At 64.2% G+C, this 16,310-nt stretch carries 14 protein-coding genes; 7 read left to right on the forward strand and 7 right to left on the reverse strand.

The window, feature by feature from the left end:
* Positions 1-6: 6 nt before the first annotated feature.
* The 3 genes from AAE027_RS00260 to AAE027_RS00270 form a co-directional block, all read right to left on the reverse strand.
* Positions 7-1,383: an ATP-binding protein gene (locus AAE027_RS00260; protein WP_370985286.1), complete on the reverse strand. Its 1,377-nt coding sequence runs from the start codon at positions 1,381-1,383 to the stop codon at positions 7-9.
* A gap of 84 nt (positions 1,384-1,467) precedes the next feature.
* Positions 1,468-2,139: a response regulator transcription factor gene (locus tag AAE027_RS00265; protein ID WP_128934932.1), complete on the reverse strand. Its 672-nt coding sequence runs from the start codon at positions 2,137-2,139 to the stop codon at positions 1,468-1,470.
* A gap of 240 nt (positions 2,140-2,379) precedes the next feature.
* Entirely contained in the window at positions 2,380-2,535 is a 156-nt protein-coding gene (locus tag AAE027_RS00270; protein ID WP_164934544.1) for a hypothetical protein, read from the reverse strand.
* A gap of 234 nt (positions 2,536-2,769) precedes the next feature.
* Here AAE027_RS00270 and ku point away from each other — a divergent pair, with 234 nt between their 5' ends.
* The 5 genes from ku (at position 2,770) to AAE027_RS00295 (ending at position 5,494) form a co-directional block, all read left to right on the forward strand.
* Positions 2,770-3,753 (forward strand): non-homologous end joining protein Ku, encoded by a 984-nt coding sequence (gene ku, locus AAE027_RS00275; protein ID WP_370985285.1) that lies wholly within the window; start codon positions 2,770-2,772, stop codon positions 3,751-3,753.
* A gap of 59 nt (positions 3,754-3,812) precedes the next feature.
* On the forward strand, positions 3,813-4,049 hold the full coding sequence (locus AAE027_RS00280) for a hypothetical protein (RefSeq protein ID WP_091890952.1): 237 nt from the start codon (positions 3,813-3,815) through the stop codon (positions 4,047-4,049).
* A gap of 205 nt (positions 4,050-4,254) precedes the next feature.
* Entirely contained in the window at positions 4,255-4,428 is a 174-nt protein-coding gene (locus AAE027_RS00285; RefSeq protein WP_370985284.1) for a hypothetical protein, read from the forward strand.
* Positions 4,429-4,635: 207 nt separating this feature from the next.
* The gene (locus AAE027_RS00290) at positions 4,636-4,800 is read left to right on the forward strand and encodes a Flp family type IVb pilin (RefSeq protein WP_091890949.1); all 165 of its coding nucleotides are present in this window, start codon (positions 4,636-4,638) and stop codon (positions 4,798-4,800) included.
* A gap of 274 nt (positions 4,801-5,074) precedes the next feature.
* Positions 5,075-5,494, forward strand: coding sequence for a hypothetical protein (locus AAE027_RS00295; protein WP_370985283.1), 420 nt, complete (start codon positions 5,075-5,077; stop codon positions 5,492-5,494).
* An 84-nt stretch (positions 5,495-5,578) separates the two neighbouring features.
* Here the strand turns inward: AAE027_RS00295 and AAE027_RS00300 are convergent, their stop codons facing one another.
* From AAE027_RS00300 to AAE027_RS00315, 4 genes are all read right to left on the reverse strand, one after another.
* Positions 5,579-8,089, reverse strand: coding sequence for a cation-translocating P-type ATPase (locus AAE027_RS00300; RefSeq protein WP_370985479.1), 2,511 nt, complete (start codon positions 8,087-8,089; stop codon positions 5,579-5,581).
* 233 nt (positions 8,090-8,322) lie between these two features.
* Positions 8,323-8,955 carry a hypothetical protein gene (locus AAE027_RS00305; protein ID WP_370985282.1) on the reverse strand — a complete coding sequence of 211 codons (633 nt, stop codon included), beginning with the start codon at positions 8,953-8,955 and terminating at the stop codon, positions 8,323-8,325.
* Positions 8,956-8,963: 8 nt separating this feature from the next.
* Entirely contained in the window at positions 8,964-11,219 is a 2,256-nt protein-coding gene (locus AAE027_RS00310; protein WP_370985281.1) for a xanthine dehydrogenase family protein molybdopterin-binding subunit, read from the reverse strand.
* Position 11,220: 1 nt separating this feature from the next.
* Positions 11,221-11,682, reverse strand: coding sequence for a (2Fe-2S)-binding protein (locus AAE027_RS00315; protein WP_370985280.1), 462 nt, complete (start codon positions 11,680-11,682; stop codon positions 11,221-11,223).
* A 367-nt stretch (positions 11,683-12,049) separates the two neighbouring features.
* Between AAE027_RS00315 and AAE027_RS00320 the strand changes: the two genes are divergently transcribed.
* Positions 12,050-13,705, forward strand: a complete 1,656-nt coding sequence (locus AAE027_RS00320; RefSeq protein WP_370985478.1) for a thiamine pyrophosphate-requiring protein — start codon at positions 12,050-12,052, stop codon at positions 13,703-13,705.
* Positions 13,706-13,812: 107 nt separating this feature from the next.
* Positions 13,813-16,308 carry a GAF domain-containing sensor histidine kinase gene (locus AAE027_RS00325; RefSeq protein ID WP_370985279.1) on the forward strand — a complete coding sequence of 832 codons (2,496 nt, stop codon included), beginning with the start codon at positions 13,813-13,815 and terminating at the stop codon, positions 16,306-16,308.
* Positions 16,309-16,310: the final 2 nt, after the last annotated feature.

The raw sequence follows: 16,310 nt of genomic DNA on the forward strand, positions 1-16,310 counted from the left end.
AAGGGATTATAGCCCGGGAAGGACCAGTTCGGCTCGCAGCCCCCCGATCGGCGCCCCGCCGAGCGAGAGGCTGCCGCCATAGAGCGCGGCGAGGTCGGTCACGATCGACAGCCCCAGACCCGAGCCGGGCTTGGATTCGTCGAGCCGCTGGCCGCGCCGGGAGACCTGGGCGCGCTCGGTCTCCGACAGGCCGCGGCCGTCGTCATCGACGATGATCCGCAGACGCGGGCCGGCGCCAGTCTGGTGCGGCGTCTCGGCCAGAACCTCGATGAAGACGCGCGAGGCCGCCCATTTGCAGGCATTGTCGACGAGATTGCCGACCATCTCCTCCAAATCCTGCCGCTCGCCCCGGAACTTCACAGACGGATCGGCCTTGGCCTCGACCACGATGCCGCGGTCGCGATGGATCTTCTCCATGGTCCGCCGCAGCGCCTCGATGGCGGGCGCCACCTCCGTCACGGTCGCGACCACCGAGACCCGCGCCGCAATGCGGGCGCGCTCCAGATGATGGGCGACCTGGTCGCGCATCACGTCCGCCTGCTCCATCACCTTGGACGCGAACGGATCGGCCGCGTGGGCGCCGGCCTCGTTGACGATGACCGACAGCGGCGTCTTGATGGCATGGGCGAGATTGCCGACATGGGTGCGCGCCCGTTCGACGATCTCGCGATTGGCGTCGATCAGCGCATTGGTCTCGCGCGCCAAAGGCGCGATCTCGACGGGAAATTCGCCCTCGAGCCGCTCTGCCCGCCCAGAGCGGATGTCGGCGATGGATTCCGAGATGCGCTTGAGCGGCGCCAGGCCAAAGCGGACCTGGAACACGGTGGTTAGCAGCAGCACGATGCCGAGCGCCGTAAACGTGCCGCCGAGATAGTAGTCGAAGCTCCGCGTCTCGTCGAAAATCTCGGTGTCGTCGCCGGCGACGCTGACGAGAAATTTGCCGTCGGCACCGAGATCGACCGGCCGCTCCACCATGCGCAGGTTCTGCCCTTCGGGACCGTCGACATAAGCGAGCCGGATGCCGGCGGCGGTGAGCTCGGCACCCTGCTCTTCCAGCTTCGGCAGTTTCTTGTCCCAGAGCGAGCGCGAGGAGCGCACCTCCGGCTTCTCGGTGTCGGTCCGCGTGATCTGCCAGTACCAGCCCGACAGCGGCAGCTCGAACAAGGGCTCGCCGAGCGACTGGAACTGGCGGTCGGGCGGCTCGTCGGGGGTCGCGACCTCGGCGATCAGCGTGCGGAGATAGAGATTGAGCCGACGGTCGAAGGCGCGCTCGGTGGCGTTCTTGTAGACCGACGACAGCACCACGCCAGTGATGGCCAGGATCACCACGAGCCAGGCGGTCGCCGACAGGAACAGGCGGTTCGCAAGCGAGCTAGCGGGCATCGGAATGAACCCGGGAGGCGCAGGATGGCAGGGCGTCGGTCATGACCGGACCAAGGCCCCTGTCGAGCCGCCCGTCAAGACGCTTCAAGCGCCGGGGGATGGCGGGGTCAGGAGATAGCCGAGGCCACGGACGGTCTGGATGATGTCGACGTCGAGCTTCTTGCGGATGCGGCCGACGAAGACCTCGATGGTGTTGGAGTCGCGGTCAAAATCCTGGTCGTAGAGATGCTCGACCAGCTCGGTGCGGGAGACCACGCGCCCGGAATGGTGCATCAGATAGGCCAGAAGCCGATATTCGTGCGAGGTCATCTTCACGGGATTGCCTGACACGCTGACCCGGCCGGTCCTGGTATCGAGCGTGACCGGGCCGCAGCTGAGTTCGCTCTGGGCATGGCCGGTCGAGCGGCGCAGCAGCGCGCGGATGCGCGCCAGCACCTCCTCCAGGTGGAACGGTTTTGCGACATAGTCGTCGGCGCCGGCGTCGAACCCCTGCACCTTGTCGCTCCAGCGATCACGCGCGGTGAGGATCAGGACCGGCATGGTGCGGCCGTTGCGGCGCCAAGCCTCCAGCACCGAGATGCCGTCCTTCTTCGGCAGACCGATGTCGAGCACCACGGCGTCATAGGGCTCGTTGTCGCCGAGATAGTGCCCTTCCTCCCCGTCGAAAGCGCGGTCGACGACGTAGCCAGCGTCGGTCAGCGCCTTGGTGAGCTGGCGATTGAGATCGGGGTCGTCCTCAACAACGAGCAGGCGCACGCTTCTCTCCAAAGATTGGCTGCAAGAACAGGCTGCATGACCACGGCCAGAGATGAGCAATTCCGGCGTGAACTGAATATGAACGCGGGGAACCGGCACGTTACTTTTTGGTCATATACGACCTCCCACGCGCCGACGCGACTGCGCCCGCCAGGCAACCGGACGAGCCGACGGCATGGCGGGCGCAATGTGCCGCGTCACGCGGCGAATAGGAAGGTCCGAGGCGTTCGGATCTGCCGGTCAGGTCCGGAAGAACACGAACCAGATGACGGCGAGGATCAGGATCGCAAGGCCGGTCGAGATGGCAAGCAGCGCCGCCACCGACGGCCCGGGCTCGCCCTGACGGGCCTCGGTCGGAGTTTCCACGATCTGATGCCGCTCTCGCGTGGTTGCCATGATGCCCTCAATCTTTGGATGTCGCTTCAGATAGCCACGACCTCCTCGCAGCCGATATTCGAAGCCAACGCGTGATTGGATATGATGTTCCGGCCTTTGCCCCCAGATCGGGCAGCAACCGCGGACCCAGTGGCTGGTTAACGTAGTTGCAAGATTGAGCAACCCGTCTTGCTATGATTCGTTGTTCCCCGATGGTATCCTTGTCATCCGTCCCCGTTGCGTTTGGAGTAGCCCATGGCCCCCCGCGCCAATTGGAAGGGTTTTTTGCGTCTGTCGCTCGTGACCTGTCCGGTCGCGCTCTATCCGGCCACTTCGGATACCGAGAAGGTCTCCTTCAACCAGATCAACCGCAAGACCGGCCACAGGATCAAGTACCTCAAGGTCGACGCCGAGACCGGTGACGAGGTCACGTCCGAGGACATCGTCAAGGGCTACAAGGTCGACACCGACACCTATGTCGAGGTCACCAAGGACGAGCTCGACGACATCGCGCTCGACTCCACGCACACGATCGAGATCGACGAGTTCGTGCCGAAGGCCGACATCGACAACCGCTATCTGATCCGTCCCTATTACCTCGTGCCCGACGGCAAGGTCGGCCACGACGCCTATGCGGTGATCCGCGAGACCATCCGCAGCATGGACAAGGTCGCAATCGGCCGCGTGGTGCTGACCAACCGCGAGCACATCATCGCGCTGGAGCCGCTCGAGAGCGGGTTGATGGGCACGCTGCTGCGCTATCCCTACGAAGTGCGGAGCGAAACGGAGTATTTCGACGACATCCAGGACGTAAAGCTGACCAAGGACATGCTCGACCTTGCAAAACACATCGTCGAGAAGAAGTCCGGTGCATTCGAGCCCGGGCTGTTCGAGGACCATTACGAAACCGCGCTGATCGATCTCATCAACAAGAAGCGCAGCGGCATGCCGATCACCGCCAAGGCAGCGCCGAAGACCGGCGGCAATGTCATCAACCTGATGGATGCGCTGAAGAAGAGTCTCGCGAGCGAGAAGGAGGCGGTGCCCGCGGCAAAGGTCGTCAAGGAGCCCGTCAAGGGCAAGAAGCCGAAGAAGCGCGTCGAGGGCCAACGCGAAATGCTGCTGCCGATCGCCGGCAAGGGCGGCAAGGACGCCGCGGCGAAGACTGCGCCCAAGGAGGCTTCGAAGAAGGCCGACAAGCCGGTGCGCGCGCCGGCGCGGGCGAAGAAGGCCAGCTAGACGCATCGCACCTAACAATCGCACCGTGATGTCCCCCCTCGCCGGTCGGCCGGACTGACATGCCCTGGTCGGCGGAGTTCGACGATCCGGTTCGCGTGAGCAACAAACGCAAGCTGCTCACGCTTCAAGAGGCGGCGGACTACGTCATGCAGCTGCCTGAGGACGCCCAGCACGAGGCGCACTGGCAGACCGCGATCGAGACCTTGATCAATGCGGCCGAGACCGGCGGGGGCTGGATGATGTTCGCCCGCATCGCCATGTTGCGAGCGCTCAATGCGGACGGACGGCGCGAATGAGGGCGATAGTCGGCCCCTTCAAGCAGCATGCTTGCCGAGCCGTTGACGAACAGGCTCAATAATCCGTTAAGCGCGACCGTCGTTTACCGATACGGCGGAGCTCTGCGCATGAACCAGGGTATTCCTACGGGAGACAAAATTAAGCACTGGTTGTCCTTGCGCACAGCATGGTGCCAGCCCCGATCGAGCCAAGAGTACGCGTGCCGTGCAGCAGCAGGACGTCAGAAAGAGCTACATCAGCATCGTGAACGACGCACGCGAGAGCGAGCGGACCGCGGGCACGGGGGCGCGCTCGCAGCGGGGCGCGGTAAAGGACTTCGTTGGCCGCCTCACCGCCATATTGAAACGCCGCCTCCCCGGCGCCGCGATCCCGTCCTAGCGGACCCTGCGGCTGTCGCAGAGAGCGCGCCGATTTGCATCCATTTGGATGGGATGAGGGAACCTTAATTTAATGAATGTCACCGTATGAAACAGAGGCGCGTTCGCCTGGATTTAATTCTTTTGGCGCGCAGAAAATCTATTCGATCGATTTACCGGTTCGAAAACGACGCGGCCATACATTGGTTCGGATGAAGAGGAGTTGGCAATGAGTTTGCTTAGGTCTTTCCTTGCCGATGAGACTGGCGCCACCGCCATCGAATACGGCCTGATCGCCGCCGGCATTGCACTGGCCATCGTAACCGTCGTGAACAACACGGGCAGCCAGCTCCTCAACAACAAATTCAACTCGATCAGTTCGTCGCTGAAGTAACGGCCGCCCTGGCCCGAGGCGACGTCTCTATGCGTTGACTTCAGCATGGCTCGCGGCGGCCTTGCCGGAGCATGCAGCCTCCTCAATCTCGTCATTGAGAGCCACCGGGTCCACGCAAAGCGCGGGCCCGGCGGCTCGCAATGACAGAGTGTGGAGCGACGCCGCGGTTCCATTGACTCGAATGTCTGCTTACGGGATTCTCGCTCTGCAACCGCGGCGCGGCTCGACGAGCCATGCTGTCTATCGATGAACCAGAGCTGCTTGAAGGATGCAGATGAGAAGCGTGACGCTGTTGGCGCTCAGCCTCATGTTTGTCGGCGTCTGGTCGGGCGACGGCGCGAGAGGACAGACCTCGGCCGCGCCGCCGGTTTCGCTTGCTCCCCCCAATGCGCCGCCACCACGCGGGAGCGCCACAAATTCAAGAATTCCGCCGGCGACGTCCGGCAGAGAGGCTTCGCCACCTGTGGTCGGCGGGCTTCCGCAGGCGCCGAATCCGGCCGCCGACTACGATGGCTTCAGCGTCGGCACTGACGACAATGACACCCCAAGTCAGGTGACGCCGCCCGTGAGGTCACGCGCAGCAAAGGGCTCCAGGTCCAATCCGGATGCGAACGGCCTCGCCGGACAATCGTCGATCGATCAGGAAGACGAGGCGTTGCAACGAAAGCTGACGATTTGCAAGAACTGCAAATAGCAGGTTTGTCAGCCGCGGGTGAAACCGACCTGCGGCATGCGGCTGGCAAGCTCGTGGCCCGAATGGAGCGCAGCGAAATCCGGGCTACGGGGCTGAGGCAAGCCAGCAATGACGCAACGGGTATTTCGATAGCTCCAGCAACACCAGGGACACAAGCGCTGCCACCACCGTAACGGCGAGATCGTCGGAATGCAGCGGGCCAAAGCGGAACAGGTCGGCGGCGGCCGGCCACGCAAGGCTTAGGGAGAGCATGGTGGTCACGAACACGACAATGATGACCAGTGTCCGGTTCGGTCGGGTAAAGGCTTCGATAAGCGACGTCGAGAACGAGCGGTTGACGAAGATCAGGCTCACGATCACCAACACCAGCGAGAAGAACGTCAGGGCACGCACTTCGTTCGCCGGCATGCCGTAGGCATTCGCCGTCACCATCACGCCTCCGGTCAGGGCCAGCGCGAGCGCACCTTGCAGCGCCGACCAGACCAGCAAGGACCTTGACAGCAGCGGCTCGTCCGGCGAGCGCGGCGGCCTCTGCATCACGTCGCGCTCTTCGGTCTCTGCCTCGAACACCAGGGAGCAGACGGGATCGATGATCATTTCGAGGAATGCGATGTGGACTGGCCCGAACAGGAGCGGCAGCCCGGTCACCAACGGCAGCAGCGCAAGGCCGGCAATCGGAACGTGGACCGCAAGGATGAAGCTCATCGCCTTGCGAAGATTGTCATAGATCCGGCGGCCGAGGCGGATCGCCTTCACGATGGAGCCGAAATCGTCGTCAAGCAGAACGATCGAGGACGCCTCGCGCGCCACGTCGGTGCCGCGCCCGCCCATGGCGATGCCAATATGGGCGGCCTTCAGCGACGGCGCGTCGTTGACGCCGTCGCCGGTCATGGTAACGATTTCGCCGGCGCCCTTGAGCGCATTGACGATGCGTAGCTTCTGGGCCGGCGCAATTCGCGCGAAGACGGCTTGTCCCCGCGCCGCCTGGGCCAGTTCGGCCTCGGCCATGCCTTCGGCGTCCGCCCCCGTCAGAATGCGTTCGGGATCGAGGCCCGCTCGCGTCGCGATCGCAGATGCGGTCGCGGGATAGTCGCCAGTGATCATGACCACGCGGATGCCAGCGGACCGGCATTCGGCGACGGCGCCCTTCACTTGGGGCCGCAGCGGATCGGCAAAGCCGGTCAGGCCGCAGAATCGGAAGGAGAAGCCGCGTTGCGTCTCGGGAAGATCCGTCGCCGCACAAGTCGCCCGCGCAACGCCGAGCACGCGAAGCCCGTCTCGCGCGAGGACGTCCACACGTGCCCGCAATTCAGCCAGCTCTTCCGCGCTCATACCGCAAAGCATGCCGATCGTCTCGGGCGCGCCCTTTGTCGCGACGACGCATTCGTCACCGCTTCCACGCCACACGTTTGACATGGCAAGCAGGTCGGGACGCAAGCCGTAGCTCTGCACAAGCCGCCGGCCGGTGCCGGTCCCCGGGCCGAGCGCATGCAACGCCTTCTCCATGGGATCGAACGGCTCCGGGACGCAGGCCAGGACGCCAGTCTCAATCAATGAATGGAATGCATGCTCCGCGCGCGCCGCGATGTCAGGCGTGCATTGTGAACCATCTGGCAGCACCAGACGCGCAACAGTCATGCGGTTTTCGGTCAGCGTGCCCGTCTTGTCCGTGCAGAGCACGGTTGCCGCTCCGAGCGATTCGATGGCCGAGGCCCGCCGCGTCAGCACGCGAGCCTGCGAGATGCGCCAAGCGCCCATGGCGAGAAACACCGTCAGAACGACCGGAAACTCCTCGGGAAGCATCGACATGCCGAGCGCAATGCCGGCAAGCACGCCCTCGAGCCAGCCGCCGCGATAGAGTCCATACAGGAGCACGGTCAACGCGATCACGAAGGCACTGGCGATCGCAAACATTGCCACCAGGCGCGTCGTTTGCTGTTTCAGGCGGGGCGCCTCCGTCGACAGTGAATGCAGCGATTGTCCGATCTTGCCGATCTCGCTTCGGACTCCGGTCGACGTGACTTCAGCCACGCCGCTTCCGCGCACCACCAGCGTCCCGGAGAAGACGAATGGATGGTCATCGCCACCAGCATGCGGCGCCACCGGCTGATCGAGCGCGCAATGCGCCAGCTTGCGGACCGGGACGGATTCCCCCGTCAGCAGCGATTCATCCAGCAGGAGATCGTCGCACTGAAGGACCGTAGCGTCGGCTGCCACGCGATCTCCCTCGGAGAGCATGATCAGGTCGCCGCGAACGACCTCGCGGCCCGGAATGCGGATGTGTTCGCCGCCGCGGATCACGAGTGCGCGGGGGCTGGTCAGATCGCGCAACGACTCGAGCACGCGCTCGGTGCGCGCCTCCTGCACGATGGTGATGACGATCGAGATTGATGCAAACACGAGGAGCAACAGCGCTTCGCCGAGATCGCCCAGGACGAAGTAGATCAGCCCACCCGCCAGCAGCAACAGCAGCATGGGCTCGCGCATCACCTCGAGGATGAGTTGCACGATCGTTCGCCGCTCCGTGCGAGGCAGCTCATTGAAGCCTTCGGCCTTCAGCCGTGCCTGCGCTTCGGGCGCGGTCAGCCCCTGCATCGCCGGCCATCGGTGTGAGAAGGGCACGGCGGCCTATCATTGTGTTTCTCGTTGGCAACGGTGCTGTCAGGATAGCTCGCGAGGCTCAAGTCCATGGGTCCCTAGGAGCAATTGAACGATGAGGGCCGTCATCTCGCCCTCAACGCCATCATGGCATGCCGCGACCGGCTGCCGGCTTGACCTGGGTCAAGCGTCTGCGCTCCCACGGGGCCTTGCCGGAGCTGGCGAACGCGTCAGTTCGGACAGGGTTGTCCGGCGGCGCCCCACAGGGCCATGTCCTTGACGTGATCTTCGAAGGTGCCCGGCGGCGTCGCGCGGCCGGCTCCGGGGGCCCAGCCCCGCGGAATGAAGCCGCTCAGCGACGCATCGTGCCGCAAGTGCTCGACGAGACCGGCAGCGTCACGACCGCCATTGCGCTTGGGATCCTTCATCTGCGCGCAAATCTCGGCGCCGCTCTTGCCGAACCAGATGAAATCGACCGGAGCGAGCTGCCAGTCGATGCCGGCGCGCGGCGGCGATGGTGCCGGCTCGTTGGCCTGGCTGGAGGTCATGTGGCAGGTCGAGCACGGGATCGCCTCCGCGCCGATGCGGCTCTCGCCGCCGTGGATGTTCATGCCATGTGCGCGCGGTTTGGTTTCGCCGGCCGGCGTCCAGATCGGAATTGCCTTGGCATCGACATGGCAATTGGCACAACGTGGATGTGTCACCACCGCTTCAATCCGCTTCCAGGCCTCCAGCCCCTCGGCGCGGCTGACGCTGCCCGGTGCCAGCACGTTCTTGGCGGCCTCGTCCTTGGCCGCGACAATCCCCGTGAGAGCGGCCATTGCCGCGCCGGCGAGGACGAGCGCAATCAGAGATCCCTTCATGGCCTGCCTCACACGAAATCGATGAACTTGTTGAAGGGCATTTCACGGATGCGCAGTCCTGTCGCCGCGAAGATCGCGTTGGCAAGCGCAGGCGCGGCCGGCGGAACAGGTGGCTCTCCGACGCCTCTCACTTTGGGATCATTCTCGAGCCCACGAACTTCGATCACCGGGCACTGGTAGATCCGCATGGCCTCGTGGTGGTTGTAATTGGTCTGCTGCACCGCGCCGTTTGCGTAAGTGAGCTCGCAGTTGATGGCGTGGCCGAGTCCCCAGATGACGCCGCCCTGCACCTGGTTCTCGAAGTTGACGGGATCGACGACCTTGCCGACATCGACCGCGACCCAGACCTTATCGATCCTGATGCCGCTGTCGGTCTTCGTGACCTCGACGACTTCGGCTGTCGGTGTCCCAAAGGCTTCGACGAATGCGACGCCTCGTCCCCGGCCGTTCCCGAGCGGTCCCTTCCAATCCGACATTTCAGCGAGCGTCTCAAGCAGCTTGCGGTAGGTCGGAACGGCGCACATCTCGATGCGCGCCTTCATCGGATCGAGGCCGGCCGCATGGATCAGTTCGTCAATGAAGCTCTCGGTGAAGAAGCCGGCCGTCGAGGCGCCGACTGACCGCCACGTGGTGCTCGGCGACAGGCCCTGCGCCTCATAGGTCGTAGCCCGGAAATTGGGGATGTCGTAATAGACATTCCACAGGCCGGCGGCCAATTGACCATCGGGATCCTTCGAAGGGATGCCCGAACGCTCAAGCAGCCCCTTGAGCGGAGCCGTCGAGGCCAGTTGCAAATCGGCCGCGACGATCTTGCCCTTGTCGACGCTTCCCCTATGCCGGGCGATCGCAATCTGTCGCGGAATGTCCTGGAGAAAATCTTCCTCGCGCGAGAACACCAGCTTGATCGGCGTCCCGCGCATCTGGTTTGCGATCTCGGCGAGCACCCGCACGTTCTCGTATTCGAGACGGTGGCCAAAACTTCCGCCACTCCACTGATTGTGGAAGGTGACCTGTTCCGGCTTCAGGCCGATCGCCGTCGCGGCGACATGCTGCACGAATTGGGGGCTCTGGTGGCCGACCCAGATCTCCATCCCCTTGTCGGTGACGAGGCCGATCCCGTTGAGCGGCTCGAGCGGCTGATGCGCCACATAGGGCGCGCGATACTCGGCCTCGACGCGCGTGCCCGTGTTCAGGCCGGCTTCGACATCGCCGATCTTCCGCCACTCCTTGCCCAGGAATTCCGGCTTGAACGAGGATTCCAGAACTTTCCAATGGTCGGCCTGCTCGGCGGGATATACTGACGGCGCCCACTCGCAGGCGATCGCGTCGGCCGCCTTGATCGCGTACCAGCTGTTCGTGGCGATCACCGCAACGCCATTCTTGATTTCGAGGATCTTCCTGACCCCCGGCATCGACCGCGCCTTGCTGGCGTCGTACGATTTCAGCGGTTGTCCCTTGTTTGGGTTCAGCTTGACGGAGGCGTGCAGCATGCCGTCCATCTTCTGGTCGATGCCGAACTTCAACTCGCCCATGACCTTCGCGCGAACGTCGAGGCGCGTCATCGGCTTGCCCAGCATGCGCCATTTGGACGGATCGCGCGGCTTGGCATCGAGCACCGGCGGAATCTTTGCGGCCTCCGCCGCGAGCTCGACATAGGCGATCTTGGTTCCGCCCGGCAGGATCACATGGCCGGATTGGGTGCGGAGGTCAGCCACAGCCATGCCCGAACGTTTGGCCGCAGCCGCCTTCAGCGTCTCGCGCGCGACAGCGCCGGCAACGCGCAGCTTTTCATAGGTGTCCGGGATCGTGCTCGACCCGCCCGTCATTTGCAGGCCGGACTTTCGGAGATTTTCGAGCACCGCCGCACGTGCCTCCTCGGCGGCCGGACTTTGGTCGGCGGCCAGGAACGGCGCGAACTCGTCCGCGAAGCCCGTGTTGAAGTAGGCGGGGCTAGGCCCTGCAAACCGGATTTCGAACTGACCGGGATCGAGATCCATCTCTTCGGCGATCATGGTCGGCTGCACCGAGCCGACGCCCTGGCCGATATCGGCGTGTTGCGCGATGAGCGTGATTTTTTCCGGGCTGATCTCGACCCAGGGATTGAAGGTCACGGAGTCCGGCCCGAGGCCGGCAGCCAACGGATTGCCGTTCCCGCTCGGCGTTGCGGCCTCGGCATTGCCGTAGGCGCCGAAGGCGATGCCGCCGGCGACGGCGGCGGAGCCGAAAACGAAGGCCCGACGCGAAAGGCTCTGCATGTGGCCCATCTCACTTCTCCGCCATCTTCTTGGCCGCCGCATGGATCGCCGTGCGAATGCGGGGATAGGTGCCGCAGCGGCAGAGATTGCCGGACATCACCTGATCGATCTGCTCGTCCGTCGGCTGGGAGATTAGCTCAAGAAGCGAGATGGCCTGCATGATCTGGCCGGTCTGGCAGTAGCCGCACTGCGGGACCTGATGCGCGATCCAGGCCTGAAGGACCGGGTGCTGCTCTCTTTTGTCCAAGCCTTCGATCGTGACGACGGACTTACCCGCGACCTCGCCGATATGCGACTGACAGGATCGGACCGCCATTCCGTCGATCTGGACGGTGCAGGCGCCACATTGCGCGACCCCGCAGCCATATTTGGGACTGGTGATGCCGAGCTCGTCGCGCAGCACCCAGAGCAGAGGCATCTCGGGAACGACGTCGACCCTGTGCTTGATCCCATTGACGGTGAGCTCGATCATGTCGACGTGTCCCTTCGCAACGTTGGAACTAAGCGTGCCTACGAAGCTTCAACACTGTCAAACCGAATCCCCACCGCATCTGCGCTTACTTTCAAATTCGCACGACAACTGCGGGCGAGTTTGAATTCGGCGGCAAGCTGGATGCGGTGAGCTGCCCAATTCGACAGCAGCGCATCGCGTGAGTGCGCCTTCTCGTCGCGCGATAGCTTGATCGATTTTGCGAGCACACTGCGAACCGCAGAGCAGCGATGACGGTGCGTCCTGCGTACACCTCCTGCATAGCTGACCTACCTGCAGGCGCGATCAACTGCGCTTTACGCCTCTCCAATTTCCTGATCCTCTCTCCTCAATCGCCGGACCAACCGGCCTGCCCAGGGAGAGAGACGCCATGAAGCTCGGCACCGCCATTGCGGAAATCATGCGGCGTGAGGGGATCGAGATCCTCTGCGGCTATCCGGTCAACCATCTGATCGAACATGCGGCGAAAGCCGAGATCCGGCCGGTGATGGTGCGGCAGGAGCGTGTCGGCATCCATATGGCGGATGCGATCTCGCGGGTGACGTCGGGCCGCAGCATCGGCGCGTTCTGCATGCAGCATGGGCCGGGCGCGGAGAACGCGATGGGCGGCGTCGCGCAGTGCTTCGGCGAATCCGTTCCCGTGCTGGTGCTGCCGATGGGTTATCAGCGCCGGCTGTCGCATATCGAGCCGAACTTCAATTCCAGCGAGGCGATGAAGCCGTTCGCGAAATCCTCCGAGCCAATCATTCTTGCGGCTGAAGTCGCCAACATCTTTCGCCGCGCCTTCACCAAGCTGAAGAACGGCCGCGGCGGGCCTGTGATCGTCGAGATCCCCTCCGATATGTGGAACGAGGAGGTGCCGGAGCCGCTGAACTACACGCCGGTGCTGCGCACGCGCTACGGCGCCGACCCTGTTCACGTAAAGGAAGCAGCCAACCTGCTCGTGAATGCAAAACGGCCGGTGATCTATGCCGGCCAGGGCGTGCATTACGCGCAGGCGTGGCCGCAACTGAAACGGCTCGCCGAACGGCTGGCGATTCCCGTCACCACCAGCCTCGGCGGCAAGTCGTCGTTCCCGGAAACACATCCGCTATCGCTCGGCTCCGGCGGGCTCGCGGTGCCGCGCGCGGTGCCGAAGTTTCTGGCCGAGGCCGACGTCATCTTCGGCATCGGCTGCTCCTTCACCGAGACCAATTTCGGCATCGCGATGCCGAAGGGCAAGACCATCATCCATTCGACGCTCGACCCGAACCATCTCAACAAGGACGTGGAAGCCAAGATCGGCCTCGTCGGCGATGCCGGTCTCGTGCTCGATGCACTGCTGGAGGAGGTTGGCAAGTCGGTGACATCCAATCGCGACGCCTCAGCGGTCGCGGCCGAGATTGCGGCCTCGCACAAAGAGTGGCTGGCAAAATGGATGCCGAAACTCACCAGCAATGACGCGCCGCTCAGCCCCTATCGCGTGCTGTGGGATCTTCAGCACACCGTCGACATCCACAACACCATCATCACGCATGACGCCGGCAGCCCGCGCGACCAGCTCTCGCCGTTCTGGAAATCGATCGAGCCCCTCACCTATCTCGGCTGGGGCAAGACGACGCAGCTCGGCTACGGCCTTGGGCTCGCGATGGGCGCCAAGCTCGCGAAGCCTGACAAGCTCTGCATCAATGTCTGGGGCGATGCGGCCATTGGTTTTACGGGCATGGACTTCGAGACCGCAGTACGCGAGCGCATTCCGATCATGTCGATCCTGCTCAACAATTTCTCGATGGCGATCGAATTGAAGGTGATGCCGGTCTCGACCGAGAAATATCGCTCGACCGACATCTCCGGCGACTATGCCGCGATGGCGCGCGCCTTCGGCGGTCATGGCGAGCGGGTGACGAGGCCGGAAGACATCGTGCCCGCGATCAAGCGCGGCATCCAGAAAACGCAGGAAGGCGTGACGGTGCTGCTGGAGTTCATCACCAGCAAGGAGACCGAGGTGTCGCGGCCCGGCTCGTGAGCCGGGACGGGCTTCAGCGGCAAGGCCGTAGGCGCTGGCTCCGGCCGCACAAGATGTGATAATCCGGCCCGGTGCCACGCAAGCCGCGGCATCAAGCCGGATTAGGAATGACCACCCCTTCCAACGAGACCGAAGAACTCGAGCGCCGATTGCAGTCGGCCGCAGCGGAGAATGCACGGCTGCGCGGCGAGCTTGCGGTTGCGCGTGATCGCCAGAGCGCCAGCGCCGAGATCTTGCGCACCATCGCGGCCTCGCCCTCCGACGCCCGGCCGGTCTTCGCGGCGATCGCGTCCAGCTCGAAGCGCCTGCTCGGCGGCTTTTCCGCCACCGTGCTTCTGTTCATTGGCGATGAGCTGCACCTCGTGGCGTTCACACCGACCAGCCCGGAGGCGGACGAAGGACTCAAGGCGTCGTTCCCGCGCAAGATCGCGGACTTCCCGACTTTTGCGCTCGTGCGCGACGGCGAGACGATCCAGTTTCCCGACAGCGAGGCCGCCGACGTCCCGGAGCTGAACCGGGAGCTAGCGCGGTTGCGCGGCTTCCGCAGCGTGCTGTTCATGCCGCTGATGAACCGGGGCGCGCCGGTCGGCATGATCAGCGTTACGCGCGCCGAGCCCGGCGCGTTCGCGCCCGACCTCGTGCAGCTGCTCCAGACCTTTGCCGACCAGGCCGTGATCGCGATCGAGAATGCGAACCTGTTCAACGAGACGCGCGAGGCGCTGGAGCGCCAGACCGCAACCGCCGACATCCTCAAGGTAATGGCCGCCTCGCCTTCGGACGTGCAGCCGGTGTTCGAGGCCATCGCTGGCAACGCCAATCGCCTGATCGGCGGCTTCTCCACGGCGGTGCTGCGCTATGTCGACGGCGCCGCGCATCTTGCGGCATTCACGCCGACCGATCCCGCGGGCGATCGCGTGCTCCAGGCCTCGTTTCCAGTGCCGTTTGCACAATTCCCGCCTTACCGACTCGTAGCCAACGGCGCCGCGGCGCAATTGCCCGACACCGAGCTCGAGCCGGCCGCGCGCGACATCGCCCGCGCCCGCGGCTATCGCAGCATGTTGTTCACGCCGCTGATGAGCGAGGGCGAAGTCATCGGCATCATCATCGCCACGCGCCGCGCGACGGGCCGCTTCGCCGAGCATCACGTGCGGCTGCTGCAGACCTTCGCCGACCAAGCAGTGATCGCGATCAAGAATGTCAGCCTGTTCAACGCCACCAGGGAAGCGCTGGAACGTCAGACCGCGACCGCCGACATTCTCAAGGTGATCGCAGCTTCGCCTGCCGACGTCACGCCGGTGTTCCAAGCCATCTCCGACAGCGCCAAGGCGCTGATCGGCGGGCACTCCTCCACCGTCACCCGCGTCATCGACGGCATGCTGCATCTGGCGGCCTTCACCACCGACAACGAGGCCGGCAACGCAGACCTGCTCAGCTCGTTCCCGACGCCGCTGTCGGCGTCAGGCATTCACAGCCGGGTGGCAAGAAGCGGACAATATGCCTTCCGCAGCGACATGCAGAGCGAACCGGATCTCACCGAGGCCATGAAGGAGCTGGCGCGGACGCGAGGCTATCGCAGCATCCTCGTCGTGCCGATGCTGCGCGACGGCGTTGCGATCGGCACCATTGCCGTCACGCGGCCGGAGCCCGGTCATTTCCCCGACAAGGCGATCAACCTGCTCAAGACCTTTGCCGACCAGGCCGTGATCGCGGTCGAGAACACGCGCCTGTTCAACGAGGTGCAGGACCGCACCAGCGAGCTCGCCAAATCGCTCGATGATCTGCGCGCCGCGCAGGACCGGCTGATCCAGACCGAGAAGCTGGCCTCGCTCGGCCAGCTCACCGCCGGCATCGCGCATGAGATCAAGAACCCGCTCAACTTCGTGAATAATTTTGCCTCGCTCTCCGCTGAGCTCACCGACGAGCTGAACGAGGTGCTCGCCCCGGTTAGGCTCGCAGACGACGTCCGCGCTGAGGTCAACGAGCTGACGGGGCTTCTGAAGGACAATCTGCAGAAGGTCGTGCAGCACGGACGGCGCGCCGATTCCATCGTCAAGAACATGCTGCTGCATTCGCGCGAAGGCGGCGGCGAGCATGGACTGAGCGACATCAACGCGCTGGTGGAAGAGAGCCTCAACCTCGCCTATCACGGCGCGCGCGCCGAGAAGCCGGGGTTCGACGTGACGCTGAAGCGCGAGCTCGATCCCGCGGCCGGGCAAGCCGAAGTGTTTCCGCAGGAGATCACTCGGGTGCTATTGAACCTGATCTCGAACGGCTTCCACGCGGTCACCAAGCGCAAGGCGGAGGGCGCCGCCGATTACGAGCCGGTGGTGGTCGCCGCGACGCGCGACCGCGGCGACAGCATCGAGATCCGCATCCGCGACAACGGCACCGGCATTGCGGACGAGGTCAGGGAGAAGATGTTCAATCCGTTCTTCACCACCAAGCCGGCCGGCGAAGGCACCGGCCTCGGGCTATCGATGAGTCACGATATTGTGGTGAAACAGCACGGCGGCACGATCGACGTCGCGACCGAACCCGGCGCGTTCACGGAGTTCACGATCCGGCTGCCGCGGAAGAGCAGCTTCCCTGATCCAAGCGGCTAGCC

Source organism: Bradyrhizobium sp. DN3, from assembly GCF_041357655.1.
In the GTDB taxonomy this organism is placed as follows: Bacteria; Pseudomonadota; Alphaproteobacteria; order Rhizobiales; family Xanthobacteraceae; genus Bradyrhizobium.